This window comes from Pseudonocardia sp. T1-2H (genome assembly GCF_038039215.1).
GTDB lineage: Bacteria > Actinomycetota > Actinomycetes > Mycobacteriales > Pseudonocardiaceae > Pseudonocardia.
Genome location: NZ_JBBPCL010000001.1, coordinates 6,489,136 through 6,507,777 on the forward strand (window position 1 = coordinate 6,489,136; position 18,642 = coordinate 6,507,777).

The following is an 18,642-nucleotide window of genomic DNA, read 5'->3' on the forward strand; positions in this document are numbered from 1 at the left end:
TAGAGTCACTCGGCCAGAGGTCGGCGGGGCAACGACTTTCCGCGGGCCCGCGAGGAGAACGAACGTGAGTGACCTGTTCGCCGAGCGGCAGACCCGTCCGCTGGTCCTGGAGGCCATGCGGGCCGTCCTGTCCGACGACCACAACTACGAGCGCGGGTTCGCCGCACTGAACGACCTCGTGGACCGCGTCGTCCGGGAGGAGGGCGCGGGCCGGCTCCGCGACTTCGCGGTGGCGCTATCGCTCGCGCTGGCCACGGCGCTCGAGCGGGTCGCCCAGGAGCAGCGACTCGCGGCGGAGGATCTCGTGGATGTGTGGTTCGCCGGATGACGGATCCCGATCGGGCACGAAAGTCGAGTCCCGACGGGCCTGCGGCGCAGTGATCAATCCGGGCTCCGCGATCTGCTCTGGCGGCGCCCGGTTACCACACTGCCGCAGCTAGATTTCACTGGCCGCTCTTTCATCTGGGTGAATATTGCCAACGATCGTAAGACCCATCCTTACGCGGCCTGGCGAGCCGCCGCCAGGGGACTGTTCAGACGAAGACATTGCGGTGAATGATGTATGCGTAAAATACCTATTCGGTGGTCGTCGATAGACGCCCATCATCTGTGAACACTATTGTCATCGAGTAAAACTCGTTACGAGATCAAATTGTGCGCCGGGCCCTCCTCGGGAGATCAAGCCGAATTCTTCGCGCGAATGATCACGAGGGGCCGGGACGGGCAACTTGGAGCTGACGCCATGCCGCTCGTTCCGGCCGTCAAGATCACGGTGCCGCAGGTCCCGCCCGAGTTCGTGGCGCGTGCGGAGCTGTGTGCGGACCTCGACGCCGGTGCGGCTGCGGACCTCTCGCTGGTCTGCGCTCCCGCCGGCTACGGCAAGACGCTGCTCCTCGCGGACTGGGCCAGGACGAGCGCTGCGGTCGACACCGCGTGGGTCGGCCTCGATCGCGATGACAACGACCCGAGCCGGCTGTGGGCGTCCATCGTGGCGGCGGTCGCGGGCTGCCCGTCGGTCCCGCCCGGCAGCCGGCTGCACGCCCCGTGGACGGTGCGACCGGGTGCCCTGCCGGAGTTCGTGGCCGAGTTCGCCGACGCCCTGCAGGCCCTGCCGCAGCCGCTGCGCCTGGTCCTCGACGACGTGCACGAGCTGGTCGATGCCGACGCCCTGCACGGCATCCGGATCCTGATCCGGGTCAGGCCCGCCACCGTCCAACTCGTGCTGTCCAGCCGCCTCGATCCGCCGCTGTCCCTCCCCCGGCTGCGGCTGGGCGGGCGGCTACGCGAGCTGCGCGCGGCGCAGCTGTGCTTCACCCGGCCCCAGGCGGCGACCCTGATGGAGAAGTCGGGGCTGCACCTCACGCAACCGCAGCTGGGGGTGCTGCACCGGCGCACCGGCGGCTGGGCCGCCGGGCTGCGGCTCGCCGCGCTCGGTATGCGGGAGACCGGCGACCGCGACACCTTCCTCGCGCAGTTCTCCGGGGCGGATCGCTGCGTGGCCGACTACCTCGTCGGCGAGATCCTCTCCGGCCTGCCCGGGGACGTGCAGGAGTTCCTGCGCGTGATCAGCATCAGCAACCCGGTGCCGACCGGGCTCGCCGCCGAGCTTCTCGGGACTGGACGAGGCCGGCAGCATGCTCGACCGGCTCGAGCACCAGACCGCCCTCGTCGCCGCCACCGGGGGGCGGCGCGAGGCCTACAGCGTCCAGGAGCTCCTGCACACCTACCTGCTCGCCGACCTGCAGCGCCAGGGCGAGCGGCGGCGGGCGCACCTGCACGCCGTGGCCGCGCGGTGGTGGGCGGACCGGGGCCGGCCCGTGCAGGCCCTCGACCATGCCGCGCGGAGCCGCAGCACGGATCTGCTGACCGACCTGCTGCACCGCTTCGCCGTGCCGCTGCTCCTCGTGGGGGACCACGAGCCGTTGCGCCGGGCCCTGTCCAGCGTCGGGACGCACGCCACCGCGACCGACCCCTGGCTGTCCCTCGCCTCCGCGCTGAGCAACATCGAGGCCGGGGAACTGCCCGCCGCCCGGAGTGACCTGCGCCGGGCCCGGCAGTTCTGGCCGGCCCACGGGCCCGTGGAGCTCGCGGTGCTCCGCGCGGTGGCCGAGCAGTTCGGTGCCGAGCAGCTCGGCGCCGGCGCACCCGGCCCCGGCCGCGCCCCGGCCCCGGCCCCGGCCGCGCTCGCGGACACCGACGAGCTGCCCGCCGAGCCGGAGCTGGAGGCGCTCGCCCGGCTGAGCCGGGGCAATGCCCGGCTCGAGCACGACGACCGGATCGGGGCCCGCGCCGAGTTCGAGGCCGCGCTGGCCCTGAGCCGCCGCCACGGTTTCGACTATCTGCAGATGCAGTGCCTCACGCTGCTCGGGGTCGTCGCGGCCACCGCCGGGGACCTGCCGAGGATGCGGGTGGTGAGCAGCGAGGCCCTCGCCACCGCGGCCGCCCACGGCTGGGAGGGCACGTCGTGGTCGACCGCGGCCACCGCGATGCTGGCCTACTCCGCGCTCCTGCGCTCCGAGGCCGCCGACGCCGAGCGCCTCGCCGCCGAAGGCCTGGCCCCGGGCCCCGCGGTCGCGTCGCCCCCGTTGTGGTTCGCGTTGCAGGCCGTTCACGGTGCCGCGGTCTTCGACCTCGGAGACCGGGCCGGCGGGCTGGCCGAGCTGCACCGGGCCCGCTCGGACTTCGGCGTCGAGGAGGCGGGAGCCGAGCAGTGTGCCGCGCTGGCGTTGCTGGAGTTCCGCGCCGCGCTGTTCCTCGGGCACTCCGCCGCGGCGCGGACCGCGTTGGCCTGGCTGGCCGAGCGGACCGGCGACAGCGGTGAGCTCCTGATGATGCGGGCGTGGCTCGAGTCCGCGGCGGGCCGGCGGGACCACGCGCGCAGCCTGATCCGGCCGGTGCTGGACGGCTCGACCGCCGTGCTGCTCCCTTCCACGATGGTCGACACCTGGTTGCTGGAGACGGCGATCGCGGCCTCCGCGAGCGAGCGGCCCGCCGCCCGCCGCGCGCTGCAGACCGCCCTGGCCCTCGCCGAGCCGCTCGACGCGATTCGGCCCTTCGCCCTCGCCGAACCGGGTGTCCGCGAGCTGCTCGTCCATCAGCACGGCAGCTTCGGGGCCTGGGACGAGGTCGTGGACCGGGCACTCGCCGCCGGCGCCGGGCGGGCGACCCAGCGGGCGATGCTGAGCGAGCGGGAGATCACGGTGCTCGGGCTGCTGCCGTCCCTGCTCTCGCTCGAGGACATCGCCGTCGACCTCACGGTCTCGGTCAACACCGTCAAGAGCCACGTGCGGTCGATCTACGCCAAGCTCGGCGTGAGCAGCCGCCGCCTCGCCGTGCTCGCCGCCCACGAGCACGGCCTGCTCAGCAGCGGAGCACGCTGACCGCCTTCCCGGCGGGCCGACCACCCGCCGCAGGCGATGCCCCGCCGACCTGCGCCGATGAAGATGATTCCGCCGCGGGACCACCCGTAGGATCGGAGGACGGGCCGATGTCGGAACAGCGTCGGACGGTAGGCAGGCAGACCGGTCGGGACCGGCCGCGGCCGGGTGTGGGCATCGCCGTCGACCGCGCCGAGAGCGCTGTCGCCGAGGCCGGGTTCGGGGCCGACCGGGAGACGGCCCCGGCGGATCGGCGGTACCGGTGACGGCGGCGAGGCCGCTTCCCCGAGCGGCGACTCGCCTCTTTGTTGTCGGGAGGGACAAGCCCGAGGTGGCGGTGTGGTCCGGCCACCTCTGCCGGCTGATCACGACCGAGGTCCGCACGGCCCGGTCCCTCGGCCTGCTCACGACGGCCGAGGCAGAACAGCTGCTGGCCCGGCTCGTGCTGGTCATCGATCAGGCGGTGAGCCCCGTCAAGCCCTGACGGTGCGGCGCCAGCCGTTACGTGCAGTGCCGCAGGAGCGCGGGACACACAACGAGGCCTCCGCCACGCGCGTGGCGGCGGCCTCGTCCTGCGTCGGCTCGCGGCCTGACGCGGTCAGGTGATCAGTCGCAGCGGCGGTTGACGCGCCGCGCGGTCCGTCGAGCGGTGCGCCGCGCGGCCCTGCGGGATCCGAGCCTGATCCACTTCCTCACCGCTGCTCCGGCCTCCTCGGGGGCGCCGACCGTGGCGGTCTCCGCGGCATGCAGCTCGCGTGCTTCCTCCGCGCTCAGCATGCCGATCCCGATCAGGTCCAGCGGGCTGATGAAACCGTCGGCGATGCGGAACCCGCCGCCGGCGGCGACGGCGTCGCGGAGCCCGCCGACGCCATGAACATCCTCCTTGGCCGGCGGCGACCATCCAACCTCGCCTGCTACGGGTGATGCCGAGTAGCGATGTTCGGGCGACGGTTGGGCGATCAGCGGCGGCCTCGCGCTACACCAGTCGCGCCCGGCGTGGATGAAGGGGTCGACATGTCATTGTGGGACGTTCTGGTGTCCATCTTCTGGTTCATGATCTTGTTCGCCTGGATCCGGTTGCTGATCACCATTTTCGGCGACCTCTTCCGGGACCACGAGCTGTCGGGGTGGGGCAAGGCGCTCTGGACACTGTTCCTGATCGTCGTGCCGTGGTTCGGCGCCCTCGTCTACCTGATCGCGCGCGGGCGCTCGATGAACGAGCGCCTCCGAGCCGAGGTTCAACGAAGCCAGCTGGACTTCGACGCGCGCGTCCGGGAGACAGCAGGAGCCGCCACACCGAGCACCGCTGACGAGCTCGCCAAGCTCGCCGACCTTCGGGACCGGGGCACCATCTCGGAACAGGAGTTCCAGCACGCGAAGGCGAAGGTGCTGGGCAGGGAGCTCGGGCCCGCCGCTCCTGCGCACGCAGACGGCCACACGGTCCCTTCCCCCACGTGACCACGGCACCGCCACCACGGGACAACGCGCTGTCTGGAGGACCTGAGCCGAGCCTGGCGACGTACCCACCGGGACCTGCTCGCCACACCGACAGGACCGGACGCGTGCAAGATCGTCGTTGTCAGTCAACGTCTGCTCGAGGAGTTCGAGCATCGCGGCCAGGAAGGATTTGCCCGCCGGCCAGCAGCCGGACGGACGGGTAGCGATCCCGGGCGGTACCTGAGCGAGCAGCAGCATCGATCCGGAATCGAGGGAATAGCGGTGTCGGGCCGTCGAACAGGCCGCCTCGCCGGCCGACCAACCGACCGGGCGGAGGACGCCATAGCGTGGTTGCTGTGCACCCTCGGGCTGTTCGCGGTCCTGATAGCGGTGCTCGTGGGCCGCCAGCTCTACAGCTGCGGACTCGATCAGGCTCGATACGAGGCGGCGTCGCGAAGCCCGATCCGGGCTACCCTGCTGGAGGACGCCGTCCGGGCCTCCGTCACGACAGATGGAGCCCCGACCACGGTCAGGGCCCTGGCAAACTGGACGGGGCCCGATGGCGTCGACCGGTCCGGAGCGGTCGCTGTACCGGAGGACGCCCGCGCGGGAACGGTCGTCGACGCGTGGGCCGACCGTGACGGCTCGATCGTGCCGCGCCCCGCGCTGGCCAGCGACGCGATCGTCAGAGGGGTGCTTCTGGCAGGTCTGCTCCTCGCCACGATGCTGGCCCTCCTCCGTCTCGCATGGACCGGTGCGCGAGCGGTGATCGCCACCCGCAACTCGGCGGCGTGGGAGCGCGAGTGGGCGGCGGTCGAGCCGGAATGGCGGCGTACAGCCTGATCCCGGATGCACCGTCTCCCGGACCTGATGATCGACAAGGCTCAGGGCTTGGTCCGGGCAGTTGCAGAATCGGGTTTGCGCATGACCGATCTGCCGGAACGCGGCGCCCGGGGCCAGTTGGTCGGTAGCTGCAGGTGCATTGGCGCGGTGTGCACCAGCCGGCCGGGAATGGTGAACAGTTCCATACGCAGGGTCGCTGCGGTGCCCGGCGCATGCCGGCCAGCGCACCGACGGCGCGGCCCAGGTTGTGCGCCGTCACCGCGGGGGCGAGCCAGGCGGCGTTGGCCATGAACCGGCCCGACGCTCGACGGTGTGGTCGAGCACGAGGCCGTCGTCCGTATGCCCGGGGGGCCGCCGCGGCGGGGGGGGGGTGACCCACCTGCCCGGGCTGGTCTACCTCGCCGCGCTCAACGCGATCGCCGGGAGCACCGCCGGCGTCGTCGGTCTGGGGGGCTTTGTCGGTCTGGGGGGCGGGGTGGTGGGTGCTCGCCCGTGAGGGGTGATGTCGCCCGGTGGCCGGGTCCGCAGAATGCGGGCGACCGGCCGGGTGGGCGCGGCGTTCCCTGTGGGGGCCGCACCGGGCCCGGGTCGCGACCGTGCGGATGTGGATGTCGTGCGGGTGTGGATGAGGAGGCTGGGTATGGGGACTTTGACGGTGTGGAAGTTCGATTCGGCGGGTGGGGCTGAGAGTGCTCTGCAGTTGTTGAAGCAGCTGCAGAAGGAGGAGTTGATTCGGATCGACGATGCGGCTTATGTTTTCTGGCCTGCGGATCGGAAGAAGCCGAAGACCCAGCAGCTTCATGACATGAGTGGTGCGGGTGCGTTGGGGGGGAGTTTCTGGGGTCTGTTGTTCGGGTTGATCTTTTTCGTGCCGTTGCTCGGGCTGGCGGTGGGGGCCGCGATGGGGGCGCTTTCCGGGTCGATGGCCGATGTGGGGATCGATGACGGGTTTATCAAGGAGGTGCGGGAGAAGGTGACGCCGGGGACGTCGGCGTTGTTTGTGATGTCGTCGAATGTGGTGCCGGACAAGGTCTTGGAGCGTTTCGGGACGACCGGGGCGTCGTTGATCTCGACGAATCTGTCGGGTGAGCAGGAGGCGAGGCTGCGTGAGGCGTTCTCCGAGGTCGAGCACGTCTGACGGGGGTGGTGAGGGGTGGGTCCGGCAGCTCGGGAGCCATCACAGGAATCTTGTGCTGCACACGGTTCGCCAGGTGCACTTCCACGACGCCGGGCCCCGGTCGCCATGATGGTCATCCCGTCGGTCGGCGGGTGTTCGCGGCCCAGGAGCTGGCCTCGAGGCTGGGCGGAGTGATCATTCCGCCATCCTGATCACCCTCAGCAGCATCTCGATGTGGCTGCTCCTGACGATCGTCGCGGTGGCCCCGTCGCAGCAGCCGAAGATCCGCCGCGGCCTGCTGCGGGAGATCGCCGACTACACCACCAATGCGGAAGCACGGGCGTTCGCCGAGGAGGCCGCGCGGGCCCGGCCGAGCGCGCCGCCGGGGGCGGGGGACCCGGCGGCCTTCCACGTGGCGACCCGAAAGGTCGGCTCCTCGGGGTAGCGAGCGGGCGGCGCCCGTGTCATCCCGGGCGGGTGATGCTGGTCTGTTTCGGGCCGGGCAGGGTTTGCTCACCGGCGCTGGGTGCGTCGTCGTTGGTCGACGGGGTTGGGGATGGACAGCCGTCGTACGGATTGGTCTTTGCAGGATCTCGACCGGGGCGCGGTGCTCGTCGCGGGTGTGTTGGTCGGGATCGGTGGTCTTTTGGGCTTGGTCGGGGTTTCGGTGGGTAGCGCTGCTTTGGTCGGGGCGGGGCGGCGTTGGTATCGCCGGGTGGATTTGGCGCCGCGGGAGCTTGCGGGGTTGAGGTGGGAGCAGGTCAGGGCGGCTGTCGGGGCGGGTGTGGGGGTGTGGCAGCAGACGGAGGAGAAGGGCTGTACCCCTCGGCGGGAGCGGACGCTCTGAGCGCGGGACGGGCCGCGGGGGTGGTCGGCCCCGGCGGAGGTTCCAGGGAGAGGAAGTGCTCATGGTCGGGCAGGGTTCCGGTGGTACCACCAGTGCTCCGGAGGGTCGGGGACTGCAGCTCGGTGGTGGAGCGATCGCGGCGCTGATCGGGGTGGGGTTGCTTGTGGTGTTCATGTTCCAGAACACCGAGCGGATCACGTTGGATTTCCTGTTCTGGAGTTTCACGTGGCCGTTGTGGTTGTTCACGCTGGTGACGGCGTTGATCGGGGCGATGGTCTGGTTCGGGCTCGGCGTCGTTCGCCGTCACCGGCGTCGCACGGCGCGCCGGGCGGACCGCCGGGACTGACGCGCACCCCCGGGTCGCGTCCGCTCATTCCGTGGCGGGCGCGGCCCGGTCGCGCATGCGCCGGCGCGGTGGCCAGGCGGCTCGCCCCACCGAAACGTCCGGAGCAGCACGATCATCCCGAGGGCGGCCACCAGCACCTCGATCGCCAGCAGCGGCGCGGCCCCGAAGGTCTCGCGCATCGTCTGCAAGGCCGCCCGGTCAGCGCCCCGCCGCGGCGGTCATCACGGGCTCTCCTCCGGTACGGCGCCGGCTCAGCCCGCGTCGCGCTTCAACTCGCGGCCGTGGACCACGATCGCGTAGATCACGATGATGTCCACGGCGATGACGATGGTGGACCAGACCGGGTAGGCCGCGATGAAGATCAGGTTCAGGATCGCGCTGAGGACGGCGAGGACGATGCCGACCACGCGGGCGGCCGTGTTGCCGGCGAGAAGGCCGAACCCGGTCGCCACGGCGAGGATGCCGAGGATGAGGTGGACCCAGCCCCAGACGTTGTAGTCCACGTGCAGGACCAGGCCGGACGAGGCGACCAGGTAGTAGCCCTTCTCGAACAGGGCGACGAGCCCCTGGATCACCTGGAACGCACCCAGCATGATCAGCATGATGCCGGCGAAGACGACCCAGCCGGTCCAGCCGGAGACGCCCGTGGCGGGGGTCGTCGCGTAGCTGGAGCTGGGGCCGGTTCGGTCGTGCGCCTGGTGGGGGAGGTGTCGGTCATCGGACTTCTCCTCGATCTGCTGAGTCATTCGGGAACCACCGGGTCTGCTGGTTCCGGATGCCTACGTCCGCCGCCGACGTCGACGGCACGCCCATCCTCGGTCCTGCCGGGCGGCCGGTCCTCATCCGAATCGGATGAACGGGACCGTCCAGGGCCGAGGAAGGTGTAACCCGGGCAGTCGAGCGGCGCGGCCGGCGCCCCGGAGGTGATCACGAGGCACTCGGTCATCCGGTCCGGGTGACGACGCGCGGCGTCCCGGGGCAGAGCCTGGGGTGGTGTGTTGACGGGCACGAGGAGCATAGGGAGGTAAGCGGATGGCGCGGTACGAGGTGTGCGTGCGTGGACAGTTGTCCGAGCGGGCGCGAGGCGCTTTCTGCTCTCTCGAGGTGCAGGCCGCGCCGCCGCAGACGCTCCTGTGCGGCGTGCTTCCCGATCATTCCGACCTGCATGAGCTGCTGATGCTGTGCAGCGACATGGGCCTGGAGGTGCTCTCCCTGCAGCGGCTGCCGGACTGACCCGCGACGGATCGGCCGCGGCGCTCGTCCTGCTCGAACACCAGTGGGCGGTCCCGCCTAGGTCGTGTCCTGTAAGGGTTCTGACCTGCGGTCGGTGATCACGCTCGGGTGGTAGGGCGTGGTGAGCTGACGAACAAGGCCTGGGCGCGGATCGAGCCGTTGTTGCCACCGGTCGCAGGGCGGGGTCGCCGATGGCGTGATCACCGTCAGGTGATCAACGCGATCCTGTGGAAGCTGCGCACCGGCGCCCCCTGGCGGGACCAAGCCCTCGTCGTCGACGGAGAAGCCCTCGGACCATCCGGCGGCGGGCTGACCAGCGAGATTCATCTCGCGGTCGACGGGCGCGGACTGCCGATGTCGGTGATCCTCACCTCGGGCCAGGCCGGGAACAACCCGCAACTGCTCCCGCTGCTCGATCAGATCCAGCGCCGCCGCGCGAAGGGCTCCCGCGGCGGCCGCCCACCAGCGTTCGACCAGGCCGTCTACGCCGGCCGCAACCTGGTCGAGCGCTGTTTCAACCGCTCGAACAGTTCCGCGCCCTCGCCACCCGCTACGCGAAGCGCGTGGCCTACTACCTCAGGGATCATCATCGCGGCCACCGTGTTATGGCTGCGCACGGGCTTACCGGACACGCCCCAGGCGCCCCCGTGGACGTGTGGTCCGCCGAATGACGACTCGGGTCGCCCTTCGGCGGGTGCTCACCCCGGCGGGGTGATGCCCGCACCGCCGCCCCGCGGTGAGACTTCGGCTGCACCGAACGACGGAGATGACGTTCGGTGCTGATATTCACGCCCAACGGAAGCGTCACGACTGGCGGGACGGCGGGTCTCCAATGACCGAGGCAGCGAGTTCTAGTGATGCCGAGCAGCTAAAGGGCCATCAGCGGCTGCTGGCCCTGCTGCTGGCGGCGGCGATGTTCGTGCTCGTCGTCGACACCTCGCTGATGAATGTGTCGATCTCGGCGGTGGTTCGGGATCTCGGCACGACCGTCAGCGGCGTCCAGTCGGCGATCGCGCTGGAAGCACTGGTGTCCGCCGCATTCATCCTGATCGGCGGCAAAGTCGGCGATCTCATCGGACGCAAGCGGGCCTACGTACTGGGTCTGCTGGGCTACGCCGTCGGCGCCCTGGCGATGGCGCTCGCCCAGAGCCTGACCGCGGTCATCGTCTTCTGGGCGGTGCTGGGCGGGATCGGCGCCTCTCTGCTGCTGCCGGCCATGCAGTCGCTCATTCACGGCAACTTCGAAGGAGCTGCGCAGAAACAGGTCTACGCCCTGGTCGGGGCGGCGGCAGCGATCGCTGCTGCCGTTGGACCGCTGCTCGGAGGCTTCATTACCACCTACCTGTCGTGGCGGGTCGGGTTCGTGCTCGAGGTCGTCATCATCACCGTCGTGCTGTCCGGCATCAAACTCGTCCGCGATGTGCCCTACACCGGACCGCGGACCATCGACGTCGTCGGCGCGCTGCTGTCCGTCATGGGCATGGGCGGGCTCGTGCTGGGCATCCTGGTGTGGCAGGAGGGCGGCGAATCCGTTGGCGCGCTCCTGGCCACGGGCGTGATCGCGCTGGTCGCGCTGGCGTACTGGCTGGTGCGGCGCAAGCGTGCCGGGAAGCCGACGCTGATAGACCCAGATCTGTTCAGCTCCAAGCTATTCCGGTTCGGGATCTCTCAACAGATGCTCCAGCAGATCGCCCTGGGCGGCGCCATGATCGCGCTGCCGATCTATCTGCAGATGGTGCTGGAGTACAACGCGCTGCAGGCCGGCCTGTCCCTCGCCCCGCTCTCGCTGAGCATGTTTGCCATGGCGCTGCTCGCCGGGAAGAAAGCTGGACAGCGCCGCCCCAGCAGCATCATCCGGCTGGGATTCGCGCTTCTCACCGTGGGCATTGCGATGCTGATCCCGATCGTGCCCCGCGCTGAGTTCGGCTGGGCCCTCATCGTCCCGTTGCTGATCGCGGGATCGGGGCTGGGCTTGTTGGTGTCTCAACTCAACAACTACACCCTGGCCCCGATCTCCGAGGAGCGGGTCAGCGAGGCTGCCGGCGTGAACTCGGCGGCCGGCTCGTTCGGGTTGTCGTTCGGGCTGGCGTTCACCGGTGCCATCATGCTGGCGACGCTCTCCTTCTCCTTCACCAAGATGGCCGAAGCCAGCACCGTGCTCCCGCCAGCGCAGCAGCAACAAGTCGCACAGGCCCTGGAGAACGACGCGGAATTGATGACCAACACTCAGCTCGAACAGCTGCTGGGCAACCAACCCCAGGAGATTCGGGACGAGATCATCCGCATCAACACCGAGGTGCGACCCATTTCTCTTCAGGTGGCACTGCTCATTCCGATCCTCGCTGGCCTCGTCGGATTGTTCAATTCATTCCGCATGATGCGCCTGCCCGACCCCGCACCATCCGGCTCCGAAGGGATGACCCTCGGCTGATTTCGCATCCACTCGAAACACGAGCCGCTCGCACTTTCGCGGCCCCGTTGGCGGCGAACCAGCAGGTGACGATAATGAGTCTCGAGCCCCACAGCATCGTGTGCCGCGCGATCCATCGAAGCACGGATGGCGCAGCCTTGTCGGCTTGCCGTCGTGCCGAGCCGTGCGGTTCACCTGTTACGGGGGGCGCGGATCAGCCGCCCGGGCGGGCAGGGTCACCGTGTGATCGACCCGAACGCCGCCGCTGCGCAGCGTTGGCAGATACCGCGTGGACTGATCGTGCTGCTCGGCGTGACCGGGCTGCTCGTCGCGGCCCTGGCGCTGCAGCAGTTCGCCTCGATCCTGGCGCCGGTCCTGCTCGCGCTCATCCTCGTCATCGGCGTGCATCCGTTGACCGGGATCCTGCGCCGGCGTGGTGTACCGATGTGGCTGGCAGTGACCATCACCCTCATCACGGTCCTCGCCCTGATCCTGAGCCTCGCGGCGGCGCTCGCCCTCTCCGTCGCCCAGCTCGCGACGATCCTGCCGACCTACCAGGACAGCTTCGACCGGCTCGTTGACGATCTCCGTAACTGGCTTGCTTCGCTCGGTGTCGGGCGGGACCAGGTCCGCGCCGTTCTGGACCAGATCTCCTTCGGCAGCATCGCCTCGCTCCTCGCCGGGGTGCTCGCGGGGCTCGCCGGCGTCTTCTCCAATCTGCTGTTCCTGATGTTCGTGGTGGCGTTCATGGCCCTCGACGCCGTCGGGTTCTCGGGTCGGCTGTCCCGGGCCCGGCGGCAGCGGGGGGATGTGGTCGGCGCGCTGGACACGTTCGTCCGCGGCACTCGCAGCTACCTGCTGGTCTCGACGGTGTTCGGGCTGATCGTGGCGGTCGTCGACGTCGGCTTCCTCTGGCTGGTCGGGGTGCCGCTACCGCTGCTGTGGGGGCTGCTCGCCTTCATCACGAACTACATTCCCAACGTCGGCTTTGTGATCGGGCTGGTGCCGCCCGCGCTGCTGGCCCTGCTCGAGGGCGGACCCCGGCTGATGATCATCGTGATCGTGGCTTACTCAGTGATCAACTTCATCATCCAGTCGATCATCCAGCCGAAGTTCGTGGCCGACGCCGTCAATCTCTCGCTCACGGTGACGTTCCTATCGCTGGTCTTTTGGGCGTTCGTGATCGGCCCGCTCGGAGCGGTGCTCGCGATACCGTTGACGTTGCTGGCAAAGGCGCTACTAATCGACGTGGACCCGAACACCAGATGGATATCCAGCCTGCTCGTCGGCGGGCCGGTACCGCCCGAGGAAGCGGACGCCGATGAGACGCCGGAGAGCGAACGTGGCGCCTCCACGAATCGCACCGCAGTGGTAGCCGACGGGCAGGAACCTCCTCCTCGGCCGCTCTGAAGGCAAGACTCGTCGAGCATCGAGCACAAGTCGCCGAGACGGTGTCTGGCGCGGCCACAGGATGGTTCGATCCGAGCCGATCCCGAGAGCCGCGGTCACGGATGGACGCGTGACCAGAGGGTTGCGGCGGGCGCCGCCGGGCTGATCGTCGCGGTGGCGGCCTGCATGTCGTGGGTGCTCGACCTCGAGGGCGCGCCCCTGCGCCGTGCAGTGATGTGCCGCGGGACGGCGCACATCACCTGCACCGGTGACGGACAGCCGCGCTCGCGGTGCTCGACGCGGCCGATCGCGAGGGCGCTGCTGTGCGCCGACGACGTGGCGCTGCGCTAGCCACAGGCCCCTGCGGCGGGGATGCGGGGACGGCCCCGACGGCGCGGTTCACCTGGTCCGGATGGGGTGCGCGGTGCGGTCGTGCGTTCACCGTGGGGCGAGGCCAGCCGAGGAGGCATCGTCATGAGCGCTCACGCCCACAACCGCTACCTGCCCCGGGAGCCCACCGGCGCGCGGAACGGCCTTACCGTCTTCGCCGGGGCCCATGATGATCACCGGCGGCGTCTACCACGCCCTCGGCGGGATCGCCGCGCTGTTCAACGACAAGGTCTACGTCGGCATCCATCTGGCTCTCGCCACCTGCGCCCGCGACGCCTGAGCCGGGCGCGAGCGCCGATTACCCGGTCCTGACGCCGAGCGCGGCGGCCCGGTGGGAAGGGCGGCCGAGTCGGACGCCGGACCTCGGTGCCACATCTCGCCGACGAGAGGACGATGATGACGTACTCCATTCTGGGCTTCGATGCCTCCAACGGTGACCTGGGCGTGGCCGTTCAATCCAAGTTCCCGGGCGTCGGGAGTCTCGTCCCGTACGGCGAAGCCGAGGTCGGCGTCGTCGCGACCCAAGGATTCGCAAGTCCGCGGCACGGATCTGCAGGGCTGATGCTCCTGAGGTGTGGCGCGACACCACAACAGGCGGTCGACGTACTGCTCAACGGCGACGGCAAGGAACACAAGAGGCAGTTCGCCCTGATCGACAGAAGCGGCGGCGTCGCCGCGTACACGGGAGCCGATCTGCACACGTGGGACGGATGGGCCGGGAGCGCTGCGGGCCGCGACTGCGTTGCGCTCGGAAACGGGCTCGCGGGCAGCGACGTAGTCTCCCGGATGGTCCGGACGTTCGAAGACGTGCGCGCGTCGCTCGCCGAACGCCTGATGGCCGCACTCGAGTCGGGTGAACGAGCGGGAGGCGATATACGAGGCCAGCAGTCAGCCGCCCTGCTGGTACTCAGACGGAACGGCGGTTACGGGTCACTGGACGACCGCCACGTGGTGATATCCATATACGACCATGATCGACCGATTGCGGAATTGATCAGGTGCTACGCGCTGCACAGGCTCTCGTACTTCCCGAGCGATCCGGCGAACCTGGTGCCGATAGGTCCCGAACTGGCGCTCGAGCTGAAAAGGATGATGACGGCTCGGGGGTTCTACGAGGGCGACGTCGACGGCAGCTGGGAGTCGGCCGCCCAGCTGCGGTTCGAGCTCTTCCTCGGCAGCGAGAACTACGACAACCGCATCGACAATGGTGGATTGCTCGATCTCGAGGTTCTTGCTGACCTCCGCCTCAAGTACGGGCAGGATGCCACGCTCCAGCGTGGCCCGGCGTGACGGGGATGAGGCCGGCATGGCGGCGGCGGTGAGCAGCCGGCGAAGGTGCTGCCGCGATGCCCGGGCGAACTCGCCCGGCAGCATTTGGGCTAGTACCGCGTCAGGCAACCTTCGCCCTGAAGGCGGCCTCCGGGACACGGGGCGGGATGCGGCGGAGGCTGGGGCTCACGCGCCAGCGATGAGTGCGGCGAGAGCACCGATGACGTTGCAGGGGCCGCGTTCACCCCACGGGGGTGATGCCACCTCGCGCGTGCTGCCGTGGGGTTGACCCCGGACGACGCGGCGGCGTGCTCGCAGCAGCCAGGGACGCGATGGCCAGGGGGCTGACCCCAGCGGGTTCTGCAGCAGCCGGGTCACCTGCAACGTGCCCATGGCCAGTAGCTCCTCGTGGGCTCGCTCGCGGAACGATCAGCCCACTGTCCACCGCGCGCCGACGAGATCGGTCTCCACCTGCGCTGGATGATGGCGGGGTAGGGCCGGCGGGGCCCGGCCTTCTGACTCGCCCTTGTCGGGTGACGCGCCGGCCGCTCCACCGTGGTTCGTTGGCCACCTCGTGTCAGGGGTCGTTTCGCCAGGAGGGCGTGGTAACGATGTGCAGGTGGATGGCCTACTCGGGCGACCCGGTCCTCGCCGACGACCTGCTGCTCCGGCCGAAGCACTCGATCATCGACCAGAGTCTGCACGCCGACCTCGGCGCAGGGATCACCACGAACGGTGACGGCTTCGGCATCGGCTGGTACGACGACGTCGACGGCGACGGCAAACGCGGCGCGCCAGCGGTGTTCAAGAGCACCCATCCGGCCTGGAACGACGAGAACTTGCGCGAGGTCGCCACCCGGATCCGCACGCCCCTGCTGTTCGCACACGTCCGCGCCTCGAGCGGAACCCCGGTGCAGCGCAGCAACTGCCACCCGTTCCGGTACGGGAACTGGTTGTGGATGCACAACGGATCGCTCGCCGGGTTCCCGGAGGTCAGGCACGACCTGCTGATGGCGGTGGACCCGTCGCTGTATCCGAAGCTCGTGGGAACCACCGACACCGAGACCCTGTTCTTCCTGGCGCTCACCTTCGGCCTGACCGACGACCCGCCCGCCGCGGTCGCCCGCGCGGTCGGCCTCGTCGAGAACGTCGGCCGGCGCCACGGGGTCGAGTACCCGGTCCACATGACCGTGGCGACGACCGACGGCGAGACGACCTGGATCTTCCGCTACTCCAGCGAGAAGGCCACCAGCTCGCTCTTCTACTCGAACCGGGTCTCCCAGCTGCGCGATCTGTACCCGGAGATGGACGTCTTCGACCGCCTGAGTGCCGACGCCCGCTTCATCGTCTCGGAGCCACTGCGCGACCTCCCCGGTGCGTGGACCGAGGTCCCGGAGGGTTCGTGGGCGTTCGTCCGGGGGAGCGAGCACGACATCCAGCAGTTCCAGCCGACGGTGCCCGCGTGAGCCTGGCGAGCCTCTCGCACCCAGCGGGAGGCCCGATGCGGATGACGGTCCGACACAGAGCACCGCGATGAGCGAGGTGGAGCACCTTCGCGCCCGCGTCGCCGAGTTGATGCAGAAGGCGCGCGAGGAGCTTCTCCGAGCTCGTCGCCATCCCGTCGGTCGGCGACCCGCGCCTGTTCCCGGCGCAGGAGTGCGTGCGTGCGGCGGAATGGGTGGCCGCCCGGTTCGCCGGCGCCGGCTTCGACGACGTAGGGCTCGTGGAGACACCCGACGGGAGCCGCGCGGTCATCGGGTCGCGGCCGTGCGGCGACCCGGACGCCCCGACGGTGCTGCTGTACGCCCACTACGACGTGCAGCCCCCGCTGGACGGGGAGGCCTGGCGCACGCCGCCGTTCCGCCTCACCGAGGTGGGCAACCGCTGGTACGGCCGCGGTGCCGCCGATTGCAAGGGCAACCTCGTCGTGCATCTCACCGCCCTGCGCGTCCTCGGCGACGATGTTCCGGTCAACCTGAAGCTGGTCGTCGAGGGATCCGAGGAGCAGGGCACCGGGGGCCTCGAGGCGTTCGTCCCCGAGCACGCCGATCTCCTCCGCGCCGACGCCATTGTCGTCGCCGACACCGGCAACGCCGCGGTCGGCCACCCCGCGGTCACCGTGAGCCTGCGCGGCGTGGTTGACGTCGTCGTGACCGTGGAGGCGCTCGCCGCGGAGGTGCACTCCGGCATCTTCGGTGGCGCCGCGCCCGACGCCCTGGCTGCGCTCGTCGCCATGCTGGCGACGCTCCGGGACGAGCGGGGCAACACCACGGTCCACGGCTTGCCCGGCACCGAGGTCTGGACCGGTGCGCCCTACCCGCCCGAGCAGTTCCGGCGCGAGGCCGGTGTCCTGGACGGGGTCTCGCTGCTCGGCGACGGAACTGTCTCGGACATGCTGTGGGCGCGACCGGCGATCACCATCGTCGGCATCGACTGCCCGCCCGTGGTCGGGTCGGCCGCGGCGATCGTGCCCCGGGCCAGAGCACGCCTGAACTTGCGCATCCCTCCGGGTGTCACACCCGGGCGAGCCGGGGCGGCCCTCGTCGACCACCTGCACGAGGTTGCCCCCTGGCAGGTTCGAGTGACGGTCGATGTCGAATCGTCCGGCCGGCCCTTCCGGGCGGCTGCGGACGGGCCCGCCCACCGGGCGATGGCGGCGGCGATGCAGGCCGTCTACGGCAGGCCGATCGTCGAACTGGGGCAGGGCGGCTCCATCCCGCTCTGCAGCGTCTTCACAGACACCTACGCTCGAGCGGAGATCACGCTGATCGGCGTCGAGGAGCCGCTGGCGTCGATCCACGCGCCGAACGAGAGCGTGGACCCGAAGGAGATCGCCGACATGGCGCTCACGGAGGCACTGTTCCTGCAGAAGTACGCGGCGGCCCGCCGCTGAGCACCCAGGTGGGGGCCTCACCGAGGAGTCCGCGCAGTTCAGCGGCTGGTTGCGGGACCGGATGGCGGAACACGTCGGCGGCGAGGGCGGCCCGCTGAACATCATGTACCGGGTCGACGGTTCCTCCGACCTGAAGGAGGAGTCGCTCGAGCACTGGTCGGGCTACCGGGGCTCGCGTCCGGTGCGGATCGGTAACGGCGCCTCCGATCAGCTCCAGCTCGACATCCGCCTCGCCCGACGGGCTGCGGGGTTTTCGAGGGCACCGCCCTCACCCTCGACGAGGCCCTCGACGCACCTTCGCCGGCCGCCCTAATTGCGCCTTGATGAGGCAGTGTCCAGATGTGGCGTCTCGATACTTCGAGCGGAAGGTCCCGCCGGCTCCGGCCGGTTGCCCCGAGCCCGGGACGGCGGGGCACCCGGAGTTGGGCTAGGGCGTGTCCTGTAAGGGTTCTGACCTGGTCTCGGTGATCATGTTTTGGTGGTGGGACGTGGTGAGCTGACGGAGGAGGCATGGGCCCGGATCGAGCTGCCGCCGGTCGAGAGCGGGGGTCGGCGGTGGCGAGACCGCCGTCAGGTGATCAACGCGATCCTGTGGAAGCTACGTACCGGCGCCCCGTGGCGCGCCCTGCCCGAGCGTTACGGACCCTGGAAGACCGCGCACGAACGCCTGCGGATCTGGACCGCGGACGGCACCTGGGAACGCATCCTCGACCAGGGCACCGTCAAGGACGACTCCGTCGGGAACGTGGAGTGGACTTTCAGCGTCGATTCCAGCAGCGTCCGGGCCCACCAGCACTCCGCCGGGGCCCGGAAAAAAGGGGCTGCACCACCGGGTGGATCGAAGCCCTCGCCGTCGACGGAGAAGCCCTCGGACGGTCCCGCGGGAGGCCTGACCAGCAAGATCCACCTCGCCGTCGACGGGCGCGGACTGCCGATGTCGGTGATCCTGACCCCCGGCCAGGCCGGGGACAACCCGCAACTACTCCCGCTGCTCGACCAGATCTCGGTCGGCCGTGACGGACCTGGCCGGCCCCGCAAACGCCCCGACCGGGTCCTGGCCGACAAGGCCTACTCCCACCCTCCACCCGGGT

The 18,642-nt window shown here is 70.0% G+C and carries 18 protein-coding genes and 3 pseudogenes; 19 read left to right on the forward strand and 2 right to left on the reverse strand.

The genetic code is table 11. The features are described 5' to 3' along the window. Positions 1-64 precede the first annotated feature (64 nt). Complete coding sequence (locus WBK50_RS31980) at positions 65-328, forward strand: hypothetical protein (protein ID WP_341339117.1); 264 nt, start codon at positions 65-67, stop codon at positions 326-328. 951 nt (positions 329-1,279) lie between these two features. Here the strand turns inward: WBK50_RS31980 and WBK50_RS31985 are convergent. Next, entirely contained in the window at positions 1,280-1,636 is a 357-nt protein-coding gene (locus WBK50_RS31985) for a hypothetical protein (protein WP_341339118.1), read from the reverse strand. Between WBK50_RS31985 and WBK50_RS31990 the strand changes: the two genes are divergently transcribed. The 8 genes from WBK50_RS31990 (at position 1,635) to WBK50_RS32025 (ending at position 7,967) form a co-directional block, all read left to right on the forward strand. Next, the gene (locus WBK50_RS31990; protein ID WP_341339119.1) at positions 1,635-3,380 is read left to right on the forward strand and encodes a LuxR C-terminal-related transcriptional regulator; all 1,746 of its coding nucleotides are present in this window, start codon (positions 1,635-1,637) and stop codon (positions 3,378-3,380) included. The two genes, WBK50_RS31985 and WBK50_RS31990, sit on opposite strands and share 2 nt — an antisense overlap. A gap of 328 nt (positions 3,381-3,708) precedes the next feature. Beyond that, positions 3,709-3,861 (forward strand): hypothetical protein, encoded by a 153-nt coding sequence (locus WBK50_RS31995; RefSeq protein WP_341339120.1) that lies wholly within the window; start codon positions 3,709-3,711, stop codon positions 3,859-3,861. A 260-nt stretch (positions 3,862-4,121) separates the two neighbouring features. Then, a complete protein-coding gene (locus WBK50_RS32000) occupies positions 4,122-4,301 on the forward strand; it encodes a hypothetical protein (RefSeq protein ID WP_341339121.1) in 180 nt (59 codons plus the stop codon). 90 nt (positions 4,302-4,391) lie between these two features. Next, positions 4,392-4,835: an SHOCT domain-containing protein gene (locus tag WBK50_RS32005; RefSeq protein WP_341339122.1), complete on the forward strand. Its 444-nt coding sequence runs from the start codon at positions 4,392-4,394 to the stop codon at positions 4,833-4,835. Positions 4,836-5,096: 261 nt separating this feature from the next. Further along, entirely contained in the window at positions 5,097-5,657 is a 561-nt protein-coding gene (locus WBK50_RS32010; protein ID WP_445942329.1) for an Rv1733c family protein, read from the forward strand. 640 nt (positions 5,658-6,297) lie between these two features. Further along, the gene (locus WBK50_RS32015) at positions 6,298-6,795 is read left to right on the forward strand and encodes a DUF1269 domain-containing protein (RefSeq protein WP_341339108.1); all 498 of its coding nucleotides are present in this window, start codon (positions 6,298-6,300) and stop codon (positions 6,793-6,795) included. Positions 6,796-7,006: 211 nt separating this feature from the next. Then, entirely contained in the window at positions 7,007-7,219 is a 213-nt protein-coding gene (locus WBK50_RS32020; protein ID WP_341339124.1) for a hypothetical protein, read from the forward strand. 463 nt (positions 7,220-7,682) lie between these two features. Further along, on the forward strand, positions 7,683-7,967 hold the full coding sequence (locus WBK50_RS32025; protein ID WP_341339125.1) for a LapA family protein: 285 nt from the start codon (positions 7,683-7,685) through the stop codon (positions 7,965-7,967). A 251-nt stretch (positions 7,968-8,218) separates the two neighbouring features. Here WBK50_RS32025 and WBK50_RS32030 read toward each other — a convergent pair whose 3' ends face one another. After that, positions 8,219-8,713: a DUF7144 family membrane protein gene (locus WBK50_RS32030; protein ID WP_341339126.1), complete on the reverse strand. Its 495-nt coding sequence runs from the start codon at positions 8,711-8,713 to the stop codon at positions 8,219-8,221. A gap of 286 nt (positions 8,714-8,999) precedes the next feature. Between WBK50_RS32030 and WBK50_RS32035 the strand changes: the two genes are divergently transcribed. The 10 genes and pseudogenes from WBK50_RS32035 to WBK50_RS32080 form a co-directional block, all read left to right on the forward strand. Beyond that, positions 9,000-9,200, forward strand: coding sequence for a hypothetical protein (locus WBK50_RS32035; RefSeq protein WP_341339127.1), 201 nt, complete (start codon positions 9,000-9,002; stop codon positions 9,198-9,200). 108 nt (positions 9,201-9,308) lie between these two features. Continuing rightward, positions 9,309-9,827 (forward strand): annotated as a pseudogene (locus WBK50_RS32040) (transposase); the annotation flags it as partial. Between the two features lie 139 nt (positions 9,828-9,966). After that, entirely contained in the window at positions 9,967-11,631 is a 1,665-nt protein-coding gene (locus WBK50_RS32045; RefSeq protein ID WP_341339128.1) for an MFS transporter, read from the forward strand. Positions 11,632-11,853: 222 nt separating this feature from the next. Continuing rightward, positions 11,854-13,020 carry an AI-2E family transporter gene (locus tag WBK50_RS32050; protein ID WP_341339129.1) on the forward strand — a complete coding sequence of 389 codons (1,167 nt, stop codon included), beginning with the start codon at positions 11,854-11,856 and terminating at the stop codon, positions 13,018-13,020. A gap of 165 nt (positions 13,021-13,185) precedes the next feature. Next, complete coding sequence (locus WBK50_RS32055; protein WP_341339130.1) at positions 13,186-13,350, forward strand: hypothetical protein; 165 nt, start codon at positions 13,186-13,188, stop codon at positions 13,348-13,350. Positions 13,351-13,782: 432 nt separating this feature from the next. Further along, entirely contained in the window at positions 13,783-14,679 is an 897-nt protein-coding gene (locus tag WBK50_RS32060) for a DUF1028 domain-containing protein (protein WP_341339131.1), read from the forward strand. Positions 14,680-15,281: 602 nt separating this feature from the next. Further along, complete coding sequence (locus tag WBK50_RS32065) at positions 15,282-16,124, forward strand: class II glutamine amidotransferase (RefSeq protein WP_341339132.1); 843 nt, start codon at positions 15,282-15,284, stop codon at positions 16,122-16,124. Positions 16,125-16,297: 173 nt separating this feature from the next. After that, positions 16,298-17,551 carry a dipeptidase gene (locus tag WBK50_RS32070; RefSeq protein ID WP_341339572.1) on the forward strand — a complete coding sequence of 418 codons (1,254 nt, stop codon included), beginning with the start codon at positions 16,298-16,300 and terminating at the stop codon, positions 17,549-17,551. 13 nt (positions 17,552-17,564) lie between these two features. After that, a pseudogene (locus WBK50_RS32075) lies at positions 17,565-17,777 on the forward strand (glycoside hydrolase family 15 protein); the annotation flags it as partial. Between the two features lie 255 nt (positions 17,778-18,032). Next, positions 18,033-18,641: pseudogene (locus WBK50_RS32080) on the forward strand (IS5 family transposase); the annotation flags it as partial. Position 18,642: the final 1 nt, after the last annotated feature.

Excerpts from the sequence above, each read along its gene's own strand:
- WBK50_RS31990 (WP_341339119.1), top strand. The coding sequence starts at position 1,635 with ATGCTCGACCGGCTCGAGCACCAGACCGCCCTCGTCGCCGCCACCGGG.
- WBK50_RS31985 (WP_341339118.1), bottom strand. The coding sequence starts at position 1,636 with ATGCTGCCGGCCTCGTCCAGTCCCGAGAAGCTCGGCGGCGAGCCCGGT.
- WBK50_RS32000 (WP_341339121.1), top strand. The coding sequence starts at position 4,122 with ATGCAGCTCGCGTGCTTCCTCCGCGCTCAGCATGCCGATCCCGATCAG.
- WBK50_RS32005 (WP_341339122.1), top strand. The coding sequence starts at position 4,392 with ATGTCATTGTGGGACGTTCTGGTGTCCATCTTCTGGTTCATGATCTTG.
- WBK50_RS32015 (WP_341339108.1), top strand. The coding sequence starts at position 6,298 with ATGGGGACTTTGACGGTGTGGAAGTTCGATTCGGCGGGTGGGGCTGAG.
- WBK50_RS32020 (WP_341339124.1), top strand. The coding sequence starts at position 7,007 with ATGTGGCTGCTCCTGACGATCGTCGCGGTGGCCCCGTCGCAGCAGCCG.
- WBK50_RS32025 (WP_341339125.1), top strand. The coding sequence starts at position 7,683 with ATGGTCGGGCAGGGTTCCGGTGGTACCACCAGTGCTCCGGAGGGTCGG.
- WBK50_RS32030 (WP_341339126.1), bottom strand. The coding sequence starts at position 8,713 with ATGACTCAGCAGATCGAGGAGAAGTCCGATGACCGACACCTCCCCCAC.
- WBK50_RS32035 (WP_341339127.1), top strand. The coding sequence starts at position 9,000 with ATGGCGCGGTACGAGGTGTGCGTGCGTGGACAGTTGTCCGAGCGGGCG.
- WBK50_RS32045 (WP_341339128.1), top strand. The coding sequence starts at position 9,967 with ATGACGTTCGGTGCTGATATTCACGCCCAACGGAAGCGTCACGACTGG.
- WBK50_RS32055 (WP_341339130.1), top strand. The coding sequence starts at position 13,186 with ATGTCGTGGGTGCTCGACCTCGAGGGCGCGCCCCTGCGCCGTGCAGTG.
- WBK50_RS32060 (WP_341339131.1), top strand. The coding sequence starts at position 13,783 with ATGATGACGTACTCCATTCTGGGCTTCGATGCCTCCAACGGTGACCTG.
- WBK50_RS32065 (WP_341339132.1), top strand. The coding sequence starts at position 15,282 with ATGGCCTACTCGGGCGACCCGGTCCTCGCCGACGACCTGCTGCTCCGG.